At 44.8% G+C, this 20,687-nt stretch carries 22 protein-coding genes and 2 pseudogenes; all 24 read left to right on the top strand.

Features of this window, described 5'->3' with window-relative positions; all coding sequences use genetic code 11:
• Positions 1-46: 46 nt before the first annotated feature.
• The 24 genes and pseudogenes from VSQ32_07275 to VSQ32_07160 all read left to right on the top strand — a co-directional run bounded on the left by VSQ32_07275 (position 47) and on the right by VSQ32_07160 (position 20,661).
• Positions 47-667 carry a chemotaxis protein CheC gene (locus tag VSQ32_07275; GenBank protein MEH2942663.1) on the top strand — a complete coding sequence of 207 codons (621 nt, stop codon included), beginning with the start codon at positions 47-49 and terminating at the stop codon, positions 665-667.
• Between the two features lie 15 nt (positions 668-682).
• Complete coding sequence (locus VSQ32_07270) at positions 683-1,165, top strand: chemotaxis protein CheD (GenBank protein MEH2942662.1); 483 nt, start codon at positions 683-685, stop codon at positions 1,163-1,165.
• 13 nt (positions 1,166-1,178) lie between these two features.
• Positions 1,179-1,472, top strand: coding sequence for a hypothetical protein (locus VSQ32_07265; protein ID MEH2942661.1), 294 nt, complete (start codon positions 1,179-1,181; stop codon positions 1,470-1,472).
• A gap of 80 nt (positions 1,473-1,552) precedes the next feature.
• The gene (locus VSQ32_07260; protein ID MEH2942660.1) at positions 1,553-2,317 is read left to right on the top strand and encodes a FliA/WhiG family RNA polymerase sigma factor; all 765 of its coding nucleotides are present in this window, start codon (positions 1,553-1,555) and stop codon (positions 2,315-2,317) included.
• A gap of 12 nt (positions 2,318-2,329) precedes the next feature.
• Positions 2,330-3,931 carry a FapA family protein gene (locus tag VSQ32_07255; GenBank protein ID MEH2942659.1) on the top strand — a complete coding sequence of 534 codons (1,602 nt, stop codon included), beginning with the start codon at positions 2,330-2,332 and terminating at the stop codon, positions 3,929-3,931.
• Between the two features lie 15 nt (positions 3,932-3,946).
• Positions 3,947-4,261 (top strand): hypothetical protein, encoded by a 315-nt coding sequence (locus VSQ32_07250; protein ID MEH2942658.1) that lies wholly within the window; start codon positions 3,947-3,949, stop codon positions 4,259-4,261.
• 12 nt (positions 4,262-4,273) lie between these two features.
• The gene (locus VSQ32_07245; protein ID MEH2942657.1) at positions 4,274-4,987 is read left to right on the top strand and encodes a DUF6115 domain-containing protein; all 714 of its coding nucleotides are present in this window, start codon (positions 4,274-4,276) and stop codon (positions 4,985-4,987) included.
• 3 nt (positions 4,988-4,990) lie between these two features.
• Complete coding sequence (locus VSQ32_07240; protein MEH2942656.1) at positions 4,991-5,593, top strand: hypothetical protein; 603 nt, start codon at positions 4,991-4,993, stop codon at positions 5,591-5,593.
• Positions 5,594-5,798: 205 nt separating this feature from the next.
• Entirely contained in the window at positions 5,799-6,530 is a 732-nt protein-coding gene (gene rpsB / locus VSQ32_07235) for a 30S ribosomal protein S2 (GenBank protein ID MEH2942655.1), read from the top strand.
• 114 nt (positions 6,531-6,644) lie between these two features.
• Complete coding sequence (gene tsf / locus VSQ32_07230; GenBank protein MEH2942654.1) at positions 6,645-7,580, top strand: translation elongation factor Ts; 936 nt, start codon at positions 6,645-6,647, stop codon at positions 7,578-7,580.
• Between the two features lie 305 nt (positions 7,581-7,885).
• A complete protein-coding gene (locus VSQ32_07225; protein MEH2942653.1) occupies positions 7,886-8,353 on the top strand; it encodes a DUF6075 family protein in 468 nt (155 codons plus the stop codon).
• Positions 8,353-8,532 carry a hypothetical protein gene (locus tag VSQ32_07220; GenBank protein ID MEH2942652.1) on the top strand — a complete coding sequence of 60 codons (180 nt, stop codon included), beginning with the start codon at positions 8,353-8,355 and terminating at the stop codon, positions 8,530-8,532. Before VSQ32_07225 ends, VSQ32_07220 begins: the two co-directional genes overlap by 1 nt.
• A 19-nt stretch (positions 8,533-8,551) precedes the next feature.
• Positions 8,552-9,337 carry an AAA family ATPase gene (locus VSQ32_07215; GenBank protein ID MEH2942651.1) on the top strand — a complete coding sequence of 262 codons (786 nt, stop codon included), beginning with the start codon at positions 8,552-8,554 and terminating at the stop codon, positions 9,335-9,337.
• Entirely contained in the window at positions 9,327-10,217 is an 891-nt protein-coding gene (locus tag VSQ32_07210; protein MEH2942650.1) for a ParB/RepB/Spo0J family partition protein, read from the top strand. Before VSQ32_07215 ends, VSQ32_07210 begins: the two co-directional genes overlap by 11 nt.
• Before the next feature lie 17 nt (positions 10,218-10,234).
• The gene (locus VSQ32_07205; GenBank protein ID MEH2942649.1) at positions 10,235-11,350 is read left to right on the top strand and encodes a DUF6017 domain-containing protein; all 1,116 of its coding nucleotides are present in this window, start codon (positions 10,235-10,237) and stop codon (positions 11,348-11,350) included.
• Positions 11,351-12,013 carry a hypothetical protein gene (locus VSQ32_07200; protein ID MEH2942648.1) on the top strand — a complete coding sequence of 221 codons (663 nt, stop codon included), beginning with the start codon at positions 11,351-11,353 and terminating at the stop codon, positions 12,011-12,013.
• A 42-nt stretch (positions 12,014-12,055) separates the two neighbouring features.
• Positions 12,056-12,424 (top strand): hypothetical protein, encoded by a 369-nt coding sequence (locus tag VSQ32_07195; protein MEH2942647.1) that lies wholly within the window; start codon positions 12,056-12,058, stop codon positions 12,422-12,424.
• A 78-nt stretch (positions 12,425-12,502) separates the two neighbouring features.
• Positions 12,503-13,033, top strand: coding sequence for a hypothetical protein (locus VSQ32_07190; protein ID MEH2942646.1), 531 nt, complete (start codon positions 12,503-12,505; stop codon positions 13,031-13,033).
• A 122-nt stretch (positions 13,034-13,155) separates the two neighbouring features.
• Positions 13,156-13,803 carry a hypothetical protein gene (locus tag VSQ32_07185; GenBank protein ID MEH2942645.1) on the top strand — a complete coding sequence of 216 codons (648 nt, stop codon included), beginning with the start codon at positions 13,156-13,158 and terminating at the stop codon, positions 13,801-13,803.
• A gap of 96 nt (positions 13,804-13,899) precedes the next feature.
• Positions 13,900-14,376 carry a PcfB family protein gene (locus tag VSQ32_07180; GenBank protein ID MEH2942644.1) on the top strand — a complete coding sequence of 159 codons (477 nt, stop codon included), beginning with the start codon at positions 13,900-13,902 and terminating at the stop codon, positions 14,374-14,376.
• Positions 14,373-15,122, top strand: a pseudogene (locus tag VSQ32_07175) (type IV secretory system conjugative DNA transfer family protein). The gene VSQ32_07180 and the pseudogene VSQ32_07175 overlap by 4 nt, the downstream one beginning before the upstream one ends.
• Before the next feature lie 633 nt (positions 15,123-15,755).
• Positions 15,756-17,624, top strand: a complete 1,869-nt coding sequence (gene ltrA / locus VSQ32_07170) for a group II intron reverse transcriptase/maturase (GenBank protein ID MEH2942643.1) — start codon at positions 15,756-15,758, stop codon at positions 17,622-17,624.
• Positions 17,625-17,785: 161 nt separating this feature from the next.
• A pseudogene (locus VSQ32_07165) lies at positions 17,786-18,271 on the top strand (type IV secretory system conjugative DNA transfer family protein).
• Positions 18,272-18,864: 593 nt separating this feature from the next.
• On the top strand, positions 18,865-20,661 hold the full coding sequence (locus VSQ32_07160; protein ID MEH2942642.1) for a reverse transcriptase domain-containing protein: 1,797 nt from the start codon (positions 18,865-18,867) through the stop codon (positions 20,659-20,661).
• Positions 20,662-20,687: the final 26 nt, after the last annotated feature.

Raw genomic sequence — 20,687 nt, 5'->3', positions numbered from 1 at the left:
TGGCAGCAGCCTGTTCGTAATTAAGGAGAAATGGAGAATAGCGGTCATGGCTAAATTTAGTTTGGATCAGGTAAATGAAATGTATTTTGACGTGCTGAAAGAAATCGGCAATATTGGTGCAGGCAACGCTACCACCGCAATTTCAAATATGCTGAACCTGAAAGTAAATATGGAAGTTCCCAAAGTGGAATTTCTGACTTTTCAGGAACTTCCCACCGCGATTTCTGCGGAGGAAGAAACAGTGGTGGGCATTTATCTGGAAGTGGAAAGCGATATCGGCGGAAGCATGATGTTTCTGCTGAAAATGGAATCTGCCCGTTATCTGGTAAATCATCTGATGGGAAGACCGGATGATTATGCGGAAGAATTCAATGAGATGGATCTGTCCGCAATCAAAGAAATAGGAAATATTATATCCGGCTCCTATTTATCAGCTTTGTCTACGATGACAAATATGGTAATCACATCTTCCGTCCCATATCTTGCCATTGATATGGCAGCGGCTATCTTAAGCGTGCCTGCCATTCAGTTTGGACAGTATGGGGATAATGCACTTCTGATACAGACGGAGTTTGGAGACGATGTAAAAATACAGGGATTTTTTATTTTAATGCCAGATGTAGATTCCTATGATAAAATTTTAACTTCATTGGGGATTGCACTGTAAAAGGAGCAAGGAGTTATGGCTACAATTAAAGTTGGAATGGCAGATTTGAATATTTGCAAGGCACCGGATATGATTACCACTCTGGGACTGGGATCATGTATTGGAATTGCAGTCTATGATCCGGTTTTAAAACTTGGGGGACTGGCACATATTATGCTTCCTGACAGTACACAGATGAGGAATAATGCAAATATTGCCAAATTTGCAGATACAGGAATAGAGGAACTGATTAAGCGTATGGTTGCGGCAGGAGCCAATAAGCGGCGCCTGGTCGCAAAAATCGCAGGCGGGGCAAAGATGTTCCAGGTAAGCGGCCTTTCCACTATTGGTAATGTGGGGGAGCGCAATGCCCAGGCTTCAAAGGCGAAGCTGAAACAGCTTGGGATTCCGCTGCTGGCAGAAGATACCGGGTTGAATTATGGCCGGACCGTTGAATTATATCCGGCAACCGGGGAATTTTATATTAAGGCAGTGGGTAAAACATTAAAGATTATTTAAAGGGTGACAGGATATGAAAACGAAACAGGTACCAATAATTATTACCTTGATAGCCGGACTCGTAACTTGTATTATCGGCTTTATGGAACAGATGGAAATGGGACAGTTTGTAAAAATATGGATTATCGTTTTAGTATCCTTTTATATCCTTGGATGTATTGCAAAACTGGTGTTGGACAGAAACTTCAGGGAAGAAGCAGAAGAAGCCACGGAAGAGGCAGCGGAGGAAGAAGAGTCAGAGAATCCGGAAGAAGCAGAGGATTCGGAAACTCAGGAAGATTCCGCAGAGGAAGAAGAAATACAATAGACGCACAGTTTGGAAACTTGTTGTATTTGATCACGCAGGAAAGCCTGTAAAGGCGTTACCTGCAGTCTTGGGGGCTTTGGATGAACGCGGCAGAAAGAGAACGATTGTGGGCAGAATTTTTAAAAAAGCCCGCGGCAGAACTGAGAGAACAGATTATTGTGGAATATGCACCGCTGGTTAAGATAGTGGCGGGGCGCCTGAGTATGTATCTGGGATACAATGTGGAATATGACGATCTGGTAGGGTATGGAATTTTTGGCCTGATTGACGCCATTGATAAATTTGATATAAAGAAAGATGTAAAATTTGAGACATACGCCAGTCTGAGAATCAGAGGTTCCATTCTGGATCAGATACGGAAAATGGACTGGATTCCCAGAACGGTACGGCAGAAACAGAAGAAAATTGATGAAGCTGTCAAAAAGATAGAGACAAGAACCGGCAGGAATGCACTGGACGAGGAGATTGCCGAAGAACTGAAATTGAGCGGAGAAGAACTGCTGAACTGGCAGTCCCAGCTTAAAGTTACAAATATGGTTTCTCTGAATGAATATCTGGAACAGGGAATGGAGCCTGCCATGGACGCAAGAGGCAATTCCCATTTTATTCAGCCGGAAGATGCTGTTGCGGAGGATGAACTGAAAAAAGTTCTGGAACAGTCTCTGGAGGTTCTCACGGAAAAAGAACGCAAAGTAATTACCTTATATTATTATGAGGATTTAACTTTAAAGGAAATAAGCAACGTATTGGAGGTGTCGGAATCCCGGATATCACAGCTTCATACAAAAGCATTGATGAAGATGAAAAAAACAATGGGACCCTACATGAACATATTAACGGATTAGGTGGTTGATGCTATGGAGAGCAAAAATGGGTATTTCAAATTAGATGTAAGAGATGTGGGAGTATTCCTTCAGGTATTTCCGCCGGAAGAAGGAGGGAAAATCCCGGAATACAAAGAGGTAGTAGCATATCTGGAAAGCAAAGGTTACGGCATGTTTGATGCAAAAGAACTGAACCGTATTCTGAGCCTTACGGATGGCGTACAGGAAATTTATGCAGGTGCATGGAACGGGCTTCATGAAAATGAGCATATGGAAGTAAATATTTCCCTGGATAAAATGCTGGTGTTCTGCCGTTTTTATCCTCCTTCCAATAATGGAAAGCTGCTGTCGGCAGAAGAAATTGTTGCGAATCTGTCCGCTCATAATATTACGGTGGGGCTCAATCAGGAGGAGATTCAGCGTTTTCTGAAAGACCGCCGCTACTGTACCAATTATATTATGGCAAAAGGGATCCCGCCGGTAAATGGCAGGGATGCTAAAATTGAATATTTCTTTAATACAAACCACAATCTGAAGCCCAAAAAGAATGAAGACGGGTCTGTAAATTATCATGAACTGAATACCATCAGCCGTGTGGAGCAGGGACAGGTGCTGGCAAAACTTCATCCTGAAGTGCCGGGGAAGCCAGGAAAAGATGTATTTGGCGGTGAGATTCAGGCAAGGCAGGCAAAGACCCTCAAGCTGGAATTCGGCAATAATATCACCTTGTCTGAAGATAAAACGGAGATTTACTCCGGTGTGACGGGACATGCCAGTCTGGTCAATGGCAAAGTATTTGTGGAAGATGTATTTGAGGTGCCGGCCGATGTGGATACTTCCACAGGAAATATTGTCTATGACGGTAATGTTACCATTAAGGGAAATGTAAAAAGTGGTTTTTCCGTGACTGCCAAAGGCGATATTGTGATTGAAGGCGTAGTGGAAGCTGCTTATCTGTCTGCAGGCGGGCAGATAATTGTAAAGCGCGGAATTCATGGCATGGGCAAAGGAAGAGTTCAGGCCAGTGACAATATTATCACAAAATTTATAGAGAACGCCACTGTAATTTCCGGAGGCTATGTGGAGACGGGCTCAATTCTTCACAGTCAGGTGTCGGCAGGAACCGATATCCGTGTAGGGGGCAAGAAAGGCTTTGTAAACGGAGGCGTCATTCGTGCCGGCAATCTGGTGGAGGCTCAGACCATCGGTTCTACCATGGGAACGCAGACTAAGATTGAAGTAGGAGTAGACCCGGAAATAAAAGAACGATATGGGGAGCTTCAGAAGAGTATTATTCAAATCAGTAAAGAACTGGAACAGATGCGTCCCATTCTCGTTAATTTTAATGAAAAAATGCAGAAGAAAGAAAAGTTAAGCGTGGAGCGGATTCAGCAGGTCCAGACAGTCGCCAGATCCTTTAAGGAGAAGCAGCAGCTTTTGAATTCACAGCGAAAAGAGCTGAAAGAACTTCACGACCAGATTCAGATGTCCCACAATGCCAAGATAAAAGTAAAAGGCAGTATTTATCCGGGTGTGTCTGTAAATATTTCTGAGGTAAGCATGAACATTAAAAGTGAAAGAACGTTCTCGAAATTTATCAAGGAGCATGGTGAAATTGTAGTGCGTACTTTATAAAAGGAGTGTGGGAATATGTCAATCCGGCCAGTAGAATTCAGCGGTGTGGTTCAGAGAAGTCAGGATATAAGCACGGTGAAGCAGAATGAGGACAACAAGTCCATGTTACAGCAGCAGAATGTGCAGACCCAGTTTGCAAAGGACACGGCACATCACATGCAGCAGGTAACTCATGCCAATGATTCTGACAATCCGAAAAAGAAATTTGACGCCCGTGAAAAGGGAAGCAATGAGTATGAAGACCGCCGGAATAAAAAGAAAAAGGCGGGGGAAAAAAACAGCGGAAAGGTAAGCGTTAAAACCACAGGTGGTTTTGATATGAAAATATAGGTGGGTACAGGTATGTCAACAATAGAAATTGTTTTACTGGTAATTGGTGTCGTAATGATGGTTGCAAGTTTCTTTGTTACAGAAAAACTCTCAAATCAGGATCTGGATAAAGTCGCTGAGCTGAGTACGGAGGAAATGCGGCGCATTCTTGAGCGAAGTCTGACAGATGCCCAGGTAAAGGTGGACAACATGGTGGACCAGGTAATCGACCATTCCATTGAGAAATCCATGGAAGTAGTAGAGCGGGCGCTGGATAAGGAAACCAATGAAAAAATGCGTGCAATTACGGAATATTCCGATACTGTGCTGGAGTCCATTCACAAAACCCATAACGAAGTAATGTTTCTCTACAGTATGCTGAACGATAAACATTCTGAGCTTACGAAATATGCAGGAAATCTTGCACAGCTTGCCATCAATCTGGAAGAACTGCAGGAAAATATCCAGAACACGGTTGCCCATTCCGATGATATTCTGAACAGGGTCCAGGAATCGGCAGAGGCTCCGGTTTTGAGTGCGGCAGAACCGGATTTGCCTGACATACCGGGAACAGAACCGGCAGAAGAGCCTGCCGGAGAGCTGTCAGACGAAAATATGAACCATAATCAGAGAATTCTGGATATGTACCGGGCAGGAAAAACTGACGTAGACATAGCAAAAGAGCTGGGGCTCGGCGTAGGTGAAGTGAAACTTGTAATCGGTTTATTCAGAGAGGAAGATTTATAATATATGAAATTAAAATATTATTTGCGAGGACTGGGAGTAGGAGTAATCTGCACTGCCATTATTATGGGAATTGCTCTGTCAGGAAATAAAAAGGAAAAACTGACTGACGCGGAAATCATAGAGCGTGCCAGACTTCTGGGAATGGTTATGGAAGAAGATTCCGGCGGAAAATCTTCAGAAAAAAAGGAAACAGAATCCCTGCAGAATGAAGAGAATAAAACGCCTGAAACTCAGGAAAGTAAAGAAAAAGAGAAAGAAACATCTGATAAAAAAGAAGAAAAAAACGATGACGGAACATCTGACAGTGCGAAATCGGAAGATGAAAAGCAGGAAGGAACGTCTGATAACAATAATTCTGCATCGGAAGACGGACAGGCTTCCGATGGTACGCAGAATATGGTAGAATTTGAAATTAAACAGGGAGAGTTTTCCGATGTAGTCAGCCGGAAACTGTTTGAGGCAGGGCTGATTCCAAATGCAGAGGACTTTAATACTTACATGACACAGAAAGGTGTTGACGATTCGCTGCGTGTGGGGGTCCATATGATTCCGGCCGGAGCTACTGCAGATGAAATCATAGAAATTTTGCAGGGAAAACCCCAATAGGACTTGCAAGTAAATTTTTCCTGTGATATAATCTGTAAGATCACATATGGTTTTCTCCGAAAAACAGACAACTGTGTGTGAAACATCTGTTCTTCCGAACGGATGGCTGCATAAAAATCACATATGTGGATTCCAGAGCCGGTGCCCTGTCGGTAGCTTTGGGGGAAGAAGCATATGGAAGAATCTAACCAAATGGAGGTAAAAAATGGGCGTTATTTCAATGAAACAGTTATTAGAAGCAGGTGTTCATTTCGGACATCAGACAAGAAGATGGAACCCTAAGATGGCTCCCTATATCTACACAGAGAGAAATGGTATTTATATCATTGATTTGCAGAAATCTGTAGGAAAAGTGGACGAGGCATATAAGGCAGTGTCAGGTATTACTGCTGAGGGCGGTACCATTCTGTTTGTGGGAACCAAGAAGCAGGCACAGGATGCCATTAAGGCTGAGGCAGAACGCTGCGGCATGTTCTATGTGAACGAGAGATGGCTGGGCGGTATGCTTACCAACTTTAAGACTATTCAGAGCCGGATTGCAAGATTAAAGGCAATCGAAACTATGGCAGAAGATGGAACCTTTGATGTGCTTCCCAAAAAAGAAGTTATTGCGTTAAAGAAAGAATGGGAAAAATTAGAGAAGAACCTTGGTGGAATCAAAGACATGAAACGTATTCCGGATGCAATCTTTATCGTAGACCCCAAGAAAGAAAGAATTTGTGTTCAGGAAGCTCATACGCTGGGAATTCCGTTGATTGGTATTTGTGATACAAACTGTGATCCGGAAGAACTGGATTATGTGATTCCAGGAAATGACGACGCAATCCGTGCAGTGAAGCTGATTGTTTCCAAGATGGCAGATGCGGTTGTGGAAGCAAATCAGGGAACAATTGAAGAAGAGACAGAAGAAGTTTTGGAAGAAGCAGCAGAAGAATAAGAAGATTGATTTAAATATTTCAGAGGACAGACAATATTGCCTGTCCTCAATTGTGGATAAACAGACCGGGATACTGTCCTGTATCCTGCAGACCTGTATATGGAGGAAACGAAAATGGCTATTACAGCAGCAATGGTAAAAGAGTTAAGAGAAATGACCGGTGCAGGCATGATGGACTGCAAAAAGGCTTTAAATGAGACAGACGGTGATATGGATGCCGCAGTAGAATTTTTAAGAAAAAACGGACAGGCAAAGGCTGAGAAAAAGGCCGGCAGAATTGCAGCGGAAGGTCTCTGTACCGTTGTGGTAAAAGATGATAAAACCGCAGCAGTTGTGGAAGTAAATTCTGAGACAGACTTCGTAGCAAAAAATGATACGTTCAGAGCATTTGTGGAATCGGTTGCAACTCAGGCAGTAAATTCTGATGCGGCGGATCTGGATGCATTTATGGCAGAAGCATGGAATGAGGATTCCGGTAAGACCGTAAAAGACGCTCTGGTGGAAAAGATTGCAGTTATCGGGGAAAACCTGAATATCCGCAGATTTGAGAAGGTTACCGCAGAAAACGGCTGTGTGGTTTCCTATGTTCATGGCGGCGGAAGAATCGGCGTTATTATTGAGGCAGAGACTTCTGTTGTCAATGACACTGTGAAAGAAGCACTGACAAATCTTGCAATGCAGACAGCAGCACTTTCTCCCAAATATGTTTCCAGGGATGAAATCAGCGCAGAATATATTGCTCATGAGAAAGAGATTCTTCTCGCACAGATTATGAATGATCCCAAAGAATCTCAGAAACCGGAGAAAGTCATTTATGGTATGATAGAGGGACGTGTCAACAAAGAACTGAAAGAAATCTGTCTGGTAGACCAGGTATATGTAAAGGCAGAAGACGGAAAACAGACCGTAGGAAAATATCTGGAAGCGGTTTCCAAAGAAGTTGGTTCACCTGTTTCCGTTAAGAGATTTGTACGTTTTGAGACCGGTGAAGGCCTGGAGAAGAAACAGGAAGATTTTGCAGCTGAAGTTGCAGCGCAGATGGGCATGTAAGCGAAGTTTGCATTTGAAATAACTGTATAAAAATTATAAGGCTCCGAATGCCTTGTAATCACGCATTTTCAAGTGATTATGAGGGATTCGGAGCCTTTTTCTATTCAAAAAAAGGTCAAGATGGAAATACCGTCTTTTACCGTTAAAAACCGTCTAAAATCACTTCAAATTGAGTATTACTCAACAGCTTTGTTGAGTAAATTGGATACTCACAATCTTCGGCGAAGTTTACTCAATTATCGTAATCCATTAAAACTCATTTTCTCAAATCCTTCATAATATTAAAAAATTTAAGGAGATTAATTATGGCAAATACAGCGTTAGGAGCAGAAAAAGAGAAAGCGATTATTTTTATCAGCGATGCACATGAAAAATTCTACTACGAAAAATTGAAAGAGGTCAGGTATCAGGACGTATACCACAAGGCACTTGTATATTGTCTTGGTATCAGTGATGACACAAGAAGGAACATTTACAGTATCTATGATTTTAAGACAGGCTGTGTAAAAACAGAGTGCCTGCATGAAGGCTGGCAGACCAGCGGGAGCGTGAAAGTAGTCAGGATGGCGTATAACCTTTACTGCAACGGTACGCCGAGTGTCCTTGATTATGATGATGCGGAGGAACAGGTGGACGAGTGCAGACGGTACACAGTGGAAGAACTGTTCTGCTGTGCCTATGCGCCCTATTTTTGGCAGGCGATACAGATACGCTATCCGGAATACGCAACGTATAACCATGATCTGTACGCCATGTTCGGAGGACGGGATTGATGTTAAAAGTCAGGCTTATGGGAACGAAGAACGATATTAAGTGGTTCGGGAAGATTTTACAGAGGAACCCGAAAATCGAAGTGACGGAGTTTTCCGATATGTTCCCAAACAAAGGGACAAAGAAATATTACAGGACTTATGTGGAAGTCAGGAAAAGCAACGTAAAAGAAAACCAGTAGAAAGCAAAGGAGAATTATCATGTGTAAAATAATCGCAATCGCAAACCAGAAAGGCGGAGTCGGCAAGACCACCACCACAAGCAACTTAGGCATCGGGCTGGCAAAACAGGGTAAGAAGGTGCTTCTGATTGATGCGGACGCACAGGGCAGTCTGACCGCAAGTTTAGGCTTTACAGAGCCGGACAGTCTGGAAGTCACGCTTGCAACCATTATGGGGAACTTAATCAATGACGAGGAAGTAGAGCCGGGAGAAGGCATTCTCCACCATGAGGAAGGGATAGACTTAATGCCGGGGAACATCGAGCTTTCCGGTCTGGAAGTTTCCCTTGTGAATGTGATGAGCCGGGAAACAGTACTCCGGTCATACATAGAGATTGTGAAGGAGAGCTACGATTATATCTTGATTGACTGTATGCCTTCCCTCGGCATGATTACCATAAATGCCTTTGCCAGCGCCGACAGCATCTTGATACCCGTACAGGCGGCATATCTGCCCGTCAAAGGCTTGCAGCAGCTTATTAAGACGGTCGGTAAGGTAAAGCGGCAGATTAACCCGAAACTGGAGATTGAGGGGATTCTGCTTACAATGGTGGACAGCCGGACGAATTACGCAAAGGACATCAGCTCCATGCTGAAGGAAGCCTATGGAAGCCGGGTGAGGATATTTGCCAATGTTATTCCCATTTCCGTCCGGGCGGCGGAGATTTCAGCGGAGGGCATCAGCATTTATAAGCATGATCCAAAGGGAAAAGTGGCGTCAGCCTATGATTCTCTGACAAAGGAGGTGCTTGCAGATGGGCAGTAACGCAAAATCGGGAAGCGCAGCAAAGATTACGCTGGAAAAATTTGATGATTTATTCGGCGGGAGTGCCGCACAGGAAAGCGGCGTTGAACAGATTATCAATGCGCCGCTGGCAGAGCTTTATACGTTCAAAGACCACCCGTTCCGGGTGGAAGATGACGAGAAGATGGAGGAAACAACAGAGAGTATCCGGCAGTATGGGGTGCTTGTGCCGGGGATTGCAAGACCGAGGGCAGGCGGCGGCTATGAAATCATAGCCGGACACCGCCGCAGGCGTGGCTCGGAGCTTGCCGGAAAGACGGAAATGCCTGTGATTGTCCGCAATTACACCGATGATGAAGCTACAATTATCATGGTGGATTCCAATATCCAGCGGGAGGACATCTTGCCAAGCGAAAAGGCGAAAGCCTACAAGATGAAATATGAAGCCATGAAGCATCAGGGGAAGAAGTCAGGGAAGAACACCCTTGATGAAGTGGGCGAAGCTGCCGGGGAGAACGCCAAAAAGGTTCAGCGGTATATCTGGCTCTCCCGCCTGTCCGATGAACTCCTTGTTATGGTGGATAATAAAAAGCTCGGCTTCTCACAGGGCGTGGATATTTCCTTTCTGACGGAAGAAGCGCAGCAGTGGGTACAGGTTACTATTGAGGAAAAGGGCTGTAACGTCAGCATGGTGCAGTCGGCAAAAATCAAGGAATATGGCAAGACCGGGGAGCTTACCCTTGCGATGGTGCGCCTGATACTGACGGAGGAAAAGCCGAAGGAACGGAAAGTGACACTGAAAGCGGATAAAATCAGCGAATATTTTGCGGAGGACTGCAGCAGTGAGGAAATAGAGGGCATCATCATTCAGCTATTGGATGAATGGAAGAAAAGACAATAGGAAGGAGGTCGGGCAGAATGGATGGCGGTTTGAAATTCGATTACTATTACGGTGCGGAAGCGGAACAGTTTTCCTTTTACAGAGTGCCGAGGCTGCTGATTAAAGACAGGCGTTTCAAAGGCTTATCCAGTGATGCGAAACTCCTTTACGGTCTGATGCTTGACAGGATGGCATTATCCATGAAAAACGGCTGGTTTGATGATGAGAACAGGGCGTATATCCATTATACGGTTGAGAACATCATGGAAGATTTGGGGTGCGCCAGAGCCACCTGTGCAAAGGTGCTTGCGGAGCTTGACAGCAAAAAAGGGATTGGTCTGATTGAGAAGAAAAGGCAGGGATTGGGAAAGCCGGACATCATATATGTCAAGAACTTCGTCCTTTCAGAGCCGCCCGCAGGTGGGGAAGGCACAGCGGCAGAACCCGCAGGCACTGATGTTTCCACAGAAGTTCAAAAACTGAACTTCAAGAAGTACAAGAATCAGGATTCCAGAAGTTCAGAAATTGAACTTCTGGAAGTTCAAAAAACAGACTTCAAGAGTTTCAAAAAGCAGACTTCTGGAAGTTCAGAAAACGAACCTCTGGAAGTTCAAAAATCGAACCCTAATTATAACAATACTAATTATACTGATCTGAGTTATACCAATCCTATCAATCAATCGGATAGGGAAACAGAAAAACAGGAACCGGGCAAGCCGGATAATGGTATGATTGATGTGATGGATAATGCCACTGCCTACATGGAAATTATTCGTGACAATATTGAATACGAGCATCACATGAAATATGGGGACTGGCAGGATAAGGGGCTGTATGAGGAACTGTATGAGGTTATCTGCGAGATTGTGTGCGTGAAGCGTAAGACGGTAAAGGTCAACGGGGAAGATTACCCTTATGAGCTTGTAAAATCAAAGTTCCTGAAGCTGAACAGCTCCCATTTGGAGTATGTTATCGGGTGCATGAGGGAAACCACAACCAAGATAGCCAACATCAGGGCGTACATGGTGACTGCCCTCTACAATGCGCCTAACACCATGAACCACTATTACCAGCAGTTGGTGCAGCATGATATGTATGGCGGCGGTTGGGAAGAAAAAGGGATGTTCCAGCCCAAAGTGGAAGGAGATGGATAAATGGAATCCATGAGGGATATTGACCGGGTAATGGAACGGGAGATTGCAAAGGGGAGCTGCCCGTTAAGGTTTGTGAGGATAGAATTTGGCAGTTCCCCTTATCAGGAGATTGCGTCAAGGGAAAAGCTGCTGGAGGTGCTGTCCTATCTGCTGCGGATTGGCGATTATGGCAGGTTTGCCGGGAAAGGGACAGGGAATAATGTTTACATGGACTTAAAAGGCAGGAAACCAGCTTTTAAGCGTACCCGATCCTTTATTGACCGGAATACCCTCTTTTCCACAATCCGCAGGTACGGAAAGAAAATAAAGCCGGATTTTGATGGGCATACTTATCTGGAAACAGTGCAGTGCTTCTTTGGACTGCCGGAAGGGGAACAGGATAAATACAGGGTAACATATGACGGGCAGGAAACATTTGCTTTCCCTATGTCGGATAAATATATACTCGGACTTTACACGCACTGTATCTCCGCAAGGCGGGCGGCATCGGCGGATGTGGGTATTCCCGGCACAGGCTTTTCAGAAAAAGAACAGGGGATTGCAAGCCTTGAGGGTGTGCGTGACGTGCTGTTCCAGTGCCTTTTGTTTGACACGATAAAATGCGGGGAGGGCGTATTATATGCTGACCTCTGCACGATTTACTGTTTAAAAGAGAATAAATAACTTTTGGACTTTTTGTCCAGAAGTGGATCAGGAGGATGCGCTATGGCAGAAATATATATTACGGAAGAACAGCGGGCAAAATGCCGGAAAGTGGCGGATGCGTTTGCGGAACTGTATGAGCTGACCGATGTGATGGTGGCGGATGCCGGGAGATTTGGCTTTGTCCGTCTGCAATGGTTCAGTGAGGGCGAGGGCTTTGATTCGGCAATGGCATTTTCGGATTGTCTGGAGCTGTTTGAGGAACTCTGGCGGATATGGTATGAACATGAAGTCTTAACGCCTGTTCTGGGTACGCCGCTTGCGGAGCTTGACTATGACGAGATATTCCAGACGCTTTCCAAAGACAGGCAGGAGGAAATCTTGGAAAAGAAGAAATATTTCATTTCCCGGTGTGAAGATGCTTTCCGTTAGGCGGCAGATATTTTTTACAATTCCGGGGCGTTTTCTGTTAAAATAGACCGTATCAGGATAAAGGCAGGAGTGGTGTGTTTGGGAAACAGGAAGCGCCTGAAAAGGGCAGACAGGACATATAAAGACTTAAAGCAGAAGCAGAAAGCTAAAATAGCAGACTGTATGTTTGAAAAGACCTGTGATTATTACAGGGAGCATGGCAGGATGCCGGAAGGAGAGGACTGTGAAAAAATTGCGGGGCAGATTTACCAGAGGGTAAAGGGGATAGCGGAAAAGGCTTCTTTTGATGAAATATACAGCCTGTACCTTTACCGTCTGCCACGTTATGAAACGAGAATAGCGGAGAACGGGCTTCCGGAAAAGAAAGAGAAAAAGAAAGAAGATGCCGACAAGCCGAAAGTAAAGCAGATAGGCAGGAGCAAAAAAGTATGCCCGAACTGCGGAAGGAAGATGAAGCAACAGTTTACCGGCTTGCAGCATTGTAAATGCGGCATAAGCTGGAAAAAGGACATCGGATATTTTGAGCGTACCGGGGATATGGTTTTCGCTCTGGAACGGAGGAAAGCAGGGAAAAAGACAAAGCAGTGTCCGGTGATCCGGTACAGATAATTAAATATCAGAAACAGCGTGAGGGCAGTTATAGACCGTAAACAGCGGTTTGTAGCTGCCTTTTTTGCGTTTATAAAACTTTTGGACAAAAAGTCCAGAAGCGGAAAGGAGAAAGAAGGAAAATGAAACACAAAAAAGTAGCAGCAGCCCTTTCTGCGGCGGTGGCAGGCGCATCGGTATTAGCCGGAATCCTTTATGCGGCGGGGAAAAGAAAACCGAAAAAGGGGCGGGAGCCGGACTTACAGGAAGAAGGTCTGACGGAAGGGAAGCTGCGGGAGTGCCTTCTCCGTCTGTTCCGGCTGTATGAGGACAGTGAGTTTGATGATTCTGCGGAGTTTTTGGGCAATGGGAGTGATCCGAGGGAATATGAGGCGGAGAACTATTCCAGCCAGTTATTCCCTTATATCAAAAGGAACATGAAGGACGTGATGATGATGGAGGGGGATGACGGTACGGGGAAAGAACCCTTCGCCATGACGGACGTGCTTTTCTGTTATCCAGCCTGCAAGATAGGCTGTGAGATAAGGGAACTGTTTTCAGACAACTTTGTCCTGTGCCTTCAAAGCGAGATGTGGATACTGGAAAACGGGGAGTTTGCGTCTGTCTACTGTGTCAGTATTGGAAAGGACGGAGGGCGGCTCAGTTACCGCTTTGTGGATACCTACATCAAAAATCCGGGGGATATTCCTATCTGCTTTGAAGATTTGGAAAGCGGTTTTGCAGAGATAATTGAAGCTGAAAAAGAAGGGAGAGAACCTTATCTGCCATAACCCGGTCAGGAAGGAGAGCTTATGAAATATTTAATCCACAGGCTGTACGTCCCACCCTGACGGGGGTACAGCAATAAAAAAAGAAGGAGGGAAACCATGCAGGAGGAAGTGACACAGAAAACCATTGCCCTTGTGTTCAAATCTTCCCGGCTGACTGCCGACGTGCTGAAAAAGGCTATGAAAATGTATCTGGAACACCATAAACAGGGAAAGCAGATGCCGCATGGGAAAATATCAGTGAAAGAGCTGGTCGGTCAGGGTATGGGCGCTTCGAGCATTGAGGTGACGGATAACAACATTAAGTCCTTTGAGAGAGTGGCAAAGAAATACAACGTACAGTTTGCTGTAAAAAAGGATAAGACGGAAAAGCCGCCGAAGCACATCGTATTATTCAAGGGCAAAGATGCCGACGTAATAACGCAGGCATTTAAGGAGTTTGTAAAAGTTAATGAGAAAAAGCATAACCGCATCTCCGTAAAGGAGAAGCTGGCGCAGTTCCGGGAGCAGTTAGGAAAAGACAAAAACCGGGAGAGGGCAAGGGAACACCAGAAGGACAGGGGGCAGTCATTATGAGTAAAATCGTAGAGGGCATTGCCAAAGACCTAAAGTCAGTCCCTGAAAAGCTCAAGGCAAAGACGGGGAATGTTGACAAAAAGAAACTTTTCCTTATGAACCTCCCCTATGCGCTTGCCGGGTATTTCTGCGACAAAATTGCGTGGCTGTGGCGGGTATCGCCGGGGCAGGATGCTTCCGCAAAGGCGATGGCGGTCATGGCGGGGATGGAGGACTTATTTTCCAACCCGTTACCAAGTTTCCACCCAAAAGATTTGCTGATAGGGATAGGGTGTGGCATTGCGCTCCGCCTTATAGTGTATTTCAAAGCCAAGAACGCCAAGAAGTTCCGGCATGGCATGGAGTACGGTTCTGCAAGGTGGGGGACAGCAAAAGATATTGAGCCTTATGTCGATCCGGTGTTTGAGAACAATGTTCTTCTCACAGAAACGGAAAGGCTGATGATGTCCGGCAGACCAAAACAGCCGAAATATGCGAGGAATAAAAATATCCTTGTTATCGGTGGTTCCGGTTCGGGCAAGACGAGGTTTTTCGTAAAACCGAACCTGATGCAGATGCACAGTTCCTATGTTGTCACTGATCCGAAGGGGACAGTGTTAGTGGAGTGCGGAAAAATGCTCTTAAAGAACAATTACCGGGTGAAAGTGCTGAATACCATTAACTTTAAAAAGTCTATGCACTATAACCGTGCGACTTGTTCGTCGCTGAAAAGGCGGCGCACAGCGCTGTTTTTAATCAGTTCTGTGAACTGATAATTCGAGAGGTGGAATGATAGGGTAACGCCTTGAAACGCCTCCCCTGATACTCCGGCATGCGTCATCACTCTGTGATGAGGTGTGAAGCCCGGTAAAGTCGGCAGAAAGGTGCCGTAACAGATAACGCTGACGAAACCTGTCCAGAGGTGGACAGCGCACCCCATATGCCGGGGGTCTATAAAATACCTAAGGTGAGAATGGCAGCAATGCCTGACGAAACTCCCGAATGTAAAGGTCTAAAAGTGCCACATACAGAAATGTATGTGTGGGTTCATGCCCAGACAGTGCGGTCTAGTAGGAATGGTTGTTACGAACCACCGTGATGTGTTACAGGCACATGCAAGCTGTCAGGCTTAGAGGGAACACCTAAGGGTATATATGCACAGATAGAATTATCGGAACAAGGAAAGGCAGAGAGTCCTATGGATAATCCGGCGAAGAACAATAAGCGGATGAATCTCTGCTGAAAGGTCGTGGTCGAACTGTCGATGTTGCCTGCGAAAAAGAGGGCGACGGAGGAATGGCCACAAGTCAGGCAGAAAATCAGCAGTACACACTCTCTAATCATGCAGTCGAGTAAGAATAAGAAATTGTCACTCGAATCAATGAAATGGGGTGATGTACATGACACAAAAAGCTAAAAAAAGAAGCAAACTGCGCCATGCGGAATACTACGACATGCAGAACATCTTTGATGAACTGTATGCAAAAAGCAAAGATGGAGAAATATTCAATAATCTCGTGGAAATCATTGCGGCGCCAAATAACATCATGCTTGCTTTCAGAAATATTAAAAGCAATGATGGGAGCCATACCGCAGGCACAGATGGGAGAACGATAGAATCCCTGGCAGATATGTCAGAAGAAGATTTCGTCTCTCTTATTCAAAAACAGTTTACAAGGTATGTGCCAAAAACAGTAAGGAGGGTAGAGATTCCCAAACCAAACGGGAAATTTAGACCGTTGGGTATACCGTGTATCATAGACAGGATTGTACAGCAATGTATATTGCAGGTCATGGAGCCAATCTGCGAAGCAAAGTTTTATGAACATTCATACGGCTTCAGACCTTGCAGGAGTGCTGAAAACGCTGTCTCCTACGCTTACGGACTGGCTCAAAGGAATAAGCTCCACTATGTGGTAGACGTGGATATAAAGGGTTTCTTTGACAACGTAAATCATAGAAAGCTGTTACAACAGATATGGACGCTGGGTATACGGGATACCAAACTGATTCAGATAATCAAAGCAATGCTGAAAGCGCCAATTCAAATGCCAGATGGAGAAATCTTATATCCAGACAGGGGAACCCCTCAGGGCGGCATACTTTCCCCGCTGTTAGCCAACATTGTCCTGAACGAACTGGACTGGTGGATAGCGTCACAGTGGGAGGGTATGGCAGACCATATGAAGTCTCCTTGTAAGGTCACATATTATCCGAATGGGGCAGAGAAAAAGTGCAACAGCTACACGGCGCTCAAAAAGAGCAATCTCAAGGAAATGCGTATAGTCCGGTATGCAGATGATTTTAAAATCTTTTGCAGGAACCGTAAGGACGCTGACAGAGCATACCATGCGGTTAAGGACTGGCTGCTAAAGCGGCTCAAACTGGAAATTTCTGATGAAAAATCAAAGGTCACAAATCTCAGGAAAAGAGACAGTGAATTTCTGGGGTTCCGTATGAAGCTGATAAGGAAACGCAGGACATGGGTAATCAGTTCAAATGTCTGTGACAAGGCAATGTCGCATATGCAGAAAGAACTCTCAAAAGCAATTATAGAGATTCAAAACAGCAAGACAGCAAGTAATATAAAGAGCAACATTCACGAATACAACGCCAAAGTCATAGGTATGCAGAACTATTATTGCATTGCTACGAGGATAAATCTGAATTTCAGCCGAATGGCTCATGTGAATAACGGTCGTTTTCTCCATCGGATAGATGGATATAAAAAGCAGGGCGAGCTAAACAACAAATATTTAAAAAACCGGTATGGAAAATCGAAGCAAATGCGCTGGATTGGAGATACACCAGTAGTACCTCTGGCATATGTGCAGTTTAAAATACCAATGCGCAAGAGCAGGAAAATCAATCCATATACTCCGGACGGAAGAATGGAAATCCACAGCAATCTGAAACTGAATGTTGAAGATATGCTCTGGCTCATGCGCCACCCGGTAACAGGAGAAACGGTACAGTTCAATGATAACCGAATCTCTCTCTATGCCGGGCAGGAAGGTAAATGTGCAATCACTGGGGAACAACTGGAAGTGATTCACTGTATTTGTTACAGGAAATCAAATGAGTGTAAAAATGGCAGAGACAGTTACCGTAATCTGTTGCTTTTATCGCCTGCCGGATATGAATTTATCTCAACAACAGACAGTATAAAGTTCGCTACACTGACAAAGAAGTATGAATTGAATAAGGCACAAATTACTAAGGTAAACAAACTGCGTGTTACCGCAGGGTTGGCAGAAATGTCAATGTAAATCGTAACAAACTGATTTAGCTAATGTGAAAAAGTGAGTGTGTATCACTGCTGAAACTATGCTTGATGGGGCGCCGGATGCGGTGAAAGTCGCATGTCCGGTGCTAGCCGGGGGAAAAGCTGGAGATAACATCAAAGGCTTACCTATCGGAACCTCTCGTTTATATCCGGAGCGAGAAGGACATTTTGAAACTTGTAAACACAATCATTTTAAACACCAAAGGGGAGGGGCAGCAATCCGGCGAAGATTTTTGGGTGAAAGCCGAAAAGCTCTATTACACCGCACTGATCGGGTACATCTGGTATGAGTGCGTGGAGGAAGAACAGAATTTCACTACTCTGCTTGACATGATAAATGCCAGCGAAGCAAGGGAGGATGACGAGGAATTTAAAAATCCCGTTGATTTGATGTTCGATGAGCTGGAGGAAAGAGAGCCGGAGCATTTTGCAGTAAAGCAGTATAAAAAATACAAACTGGCGGCGGGCAAGACAGCGAAAAGCATCTTAATTAGCTGTGGCGCACGTTTAGCCCCCTTTGACATCAAGGAGCTGCGTGACCTGACAAGCTATGACGAGTTGGGGCTTGATATGTTAGGGGATGAAAAGACAGCGCTGTTTGTCATTATCTCCGATACCGATGACACGTTCGTGCGCCCAGATAGGGCATTTTGCATTGCAGATTATTGGTACTGTTCCGCATGATAACGCGGGAGGTCGCCTGCCTGACCGAAAGGCGAAAGCTGACACGGGAACACAGCACGGCAGGGAAGCGGTAAGTTGCCCAAAGGCAATCGGGCACGACTGAACCGCAAGACCAAGTGGATATGAGGTTTAAGTTGGATTTACTGAATGTGAGTTTCAAGTTTCTGTTGCGTCCAGACGGAGGAAAGTGCCTGTAACCTCTGACGTGTGGCGTTTGCTACTTGAACGTTAGTAAACGGTTATCACAATCACACGTGACAAGCAGGAGAACCTGTATTAACGAAACGAAAGCAGAGCCGACAATCCACATTTACCAAGGCAGAGTGCTAACTGGGGATACCCTAAACAGGAATGCCATGAACTGGCTATGGCGCAGAGCCTGAATATCCTGCATGGGTACGGAACGCCCGTAGTAGTCCGAGAACCCTGAACTGACAGGGATAGCCGTAAAACCGGAAGCGGTAACGCCGCTCACATGGCGAAGGGGCGTAGTCAATGCGTACTAAAATCAAAAATTGATTAGGGAGGAAAACCTCATAATGAAACCAACAATGGAGATTTTAGCAAGAATCAATAAGAACTCAAACCGTAACAAAGAAGAAGTATTCACCAAGTTATACCGTTACCTGTTGCGTCCTGACATCTATTATGAAGCGTACAGGAATCTGTATGCCAATAATGGAGCGGCAACAAAAGGGGTAAACCATGACACAGCAGATGGTTTCAGCGAAACAAAAATCGCAAAAATCATAAAATCGCTGGCAGATGAAACCTATCAGCCTAAGCCGGTACGCCGAACTTACATTGAAAAGTCAAACAGTAAAAAGAAGCGGCCGCTTGGGATACCCACATTCACAGACAAGCTGGTACAGGAAGCCCTTAGAATGGTACTGCAAGCCGTATATGAACCTGTTTTTCTAAACTGCTCACACGGATTCAGACCAAACAGAAGCTGCCATACTGCCCTGACTGAATTAAAAAAAGAATTTACCGGGGCAAGATGGTTCGTTGAGGGTGACATTAAAGGCTGTTTTGATAACATTAACCACACTGTATTAGCAAGCCTGATTAACAGTAAAATCAAGGACACACGGCTGATTAAGCTGATACACAAGTTTATGAAAGCGGGATATATGGAAGATTGGCGCTACTATGGTACATACAGCGGAACTCCACAGGGCGGGATTATCTCACCGATACTCGCCAATATTTATCTTCATGAGCTGGATAAATTTGTGATGAAGCTAAAAGCTGATTTCGATGTTTATGAAGAAAAAAACTACACGCCGGAATACCGGGCATTGTTAAGCAAACAGACGGTAGCCCGAAGGCACATCAACGAATCAAGCGGTGAGGAACGGCAGAACTGGATTAATGAATACAAACGTATCCATAAACTGGTGCTGAAAACTCCTGCTAAATCGCAGACCGATAAGAAAATCAAATATATACGGTATGCGGACGATTTTTTAGTCGGTGTGAATGGAAGCCGTGAAGACTGTGTGGAAATCAAGCGAAAACTTGCCGAGTTTATCGGACAGGCACTGAAAATGGAATTAAGTGATGAAAAGACGCTTATTACCCACAGCAATAATTATGCACGCTTCCTTGGCTATGACATTCGTGTAAGGCGTGACGCAAAAGTAAAGCGTGTCGGCAAAATGAAACACGCTAAACGAACAATGAGCAACAAAGTTGAACTTGTGGTTCCTCTTTCGGATAAAATCCACAAATTTATCTTTTCAAAAGGCATCGCAATACAGGAACTTAATGGAAATTTACGTCCAGTCCACCGGGCGGAACTATTGCATCTTTCAGACCTTGAAATAGTGTCAAGCTATAACAGCGAGTTGCGGGGGATATGCAATTACTACAGTCTGGCGAGCAATTTCAACAGATTATGCTATCTGGCATACCTGATGGAATATAGCTGCTTGCGAACCCTTGCCAATAAGCATAGAAGTTCTGTACCTAAAATGATAAGAAAGTTTAAGGACGGCAAAGGCGAATGGGGTATCCCATATGAAACAAAGCAGGGGCTGAAAAGATGTTATTTTGCCAAATATGCTGACAGTAAAAACGTGAAGAACCCTACCGATAGAATTACCTATGCAACGCAGATATACAGAATGTCGGTAAATACGTTTGAAAAGCGACTAAAGGCACACACTTGTGAATTGTGTGGCACAACCGAAAGTGACTGCTATGAGGTTCATCACATCAACAAACTCAAAAATCTGAAAGGAAAAGAGGATTGGGAGCGTGCGATGATAGCCAAACGGCGAAAAACTCTTGTAGTATGCAAACAGTGCCATATCAAGATTCACAACCAATGAGTTTTTTATTGACCAAGCAAAGACGG

This window comes from Lachnospiraceae bacterium JLR.KK002 (assembly GCA_036941025.1).
In the GTDB taxonomy this organism is placed as follows: Bacteria; Bacillota; Clostridia; order Lachnospirales; family Lachnospiraceae; genus Petralouisia.
This window is presented reverse-complemented; position numbering and strand designations above follow the sequence as displayed.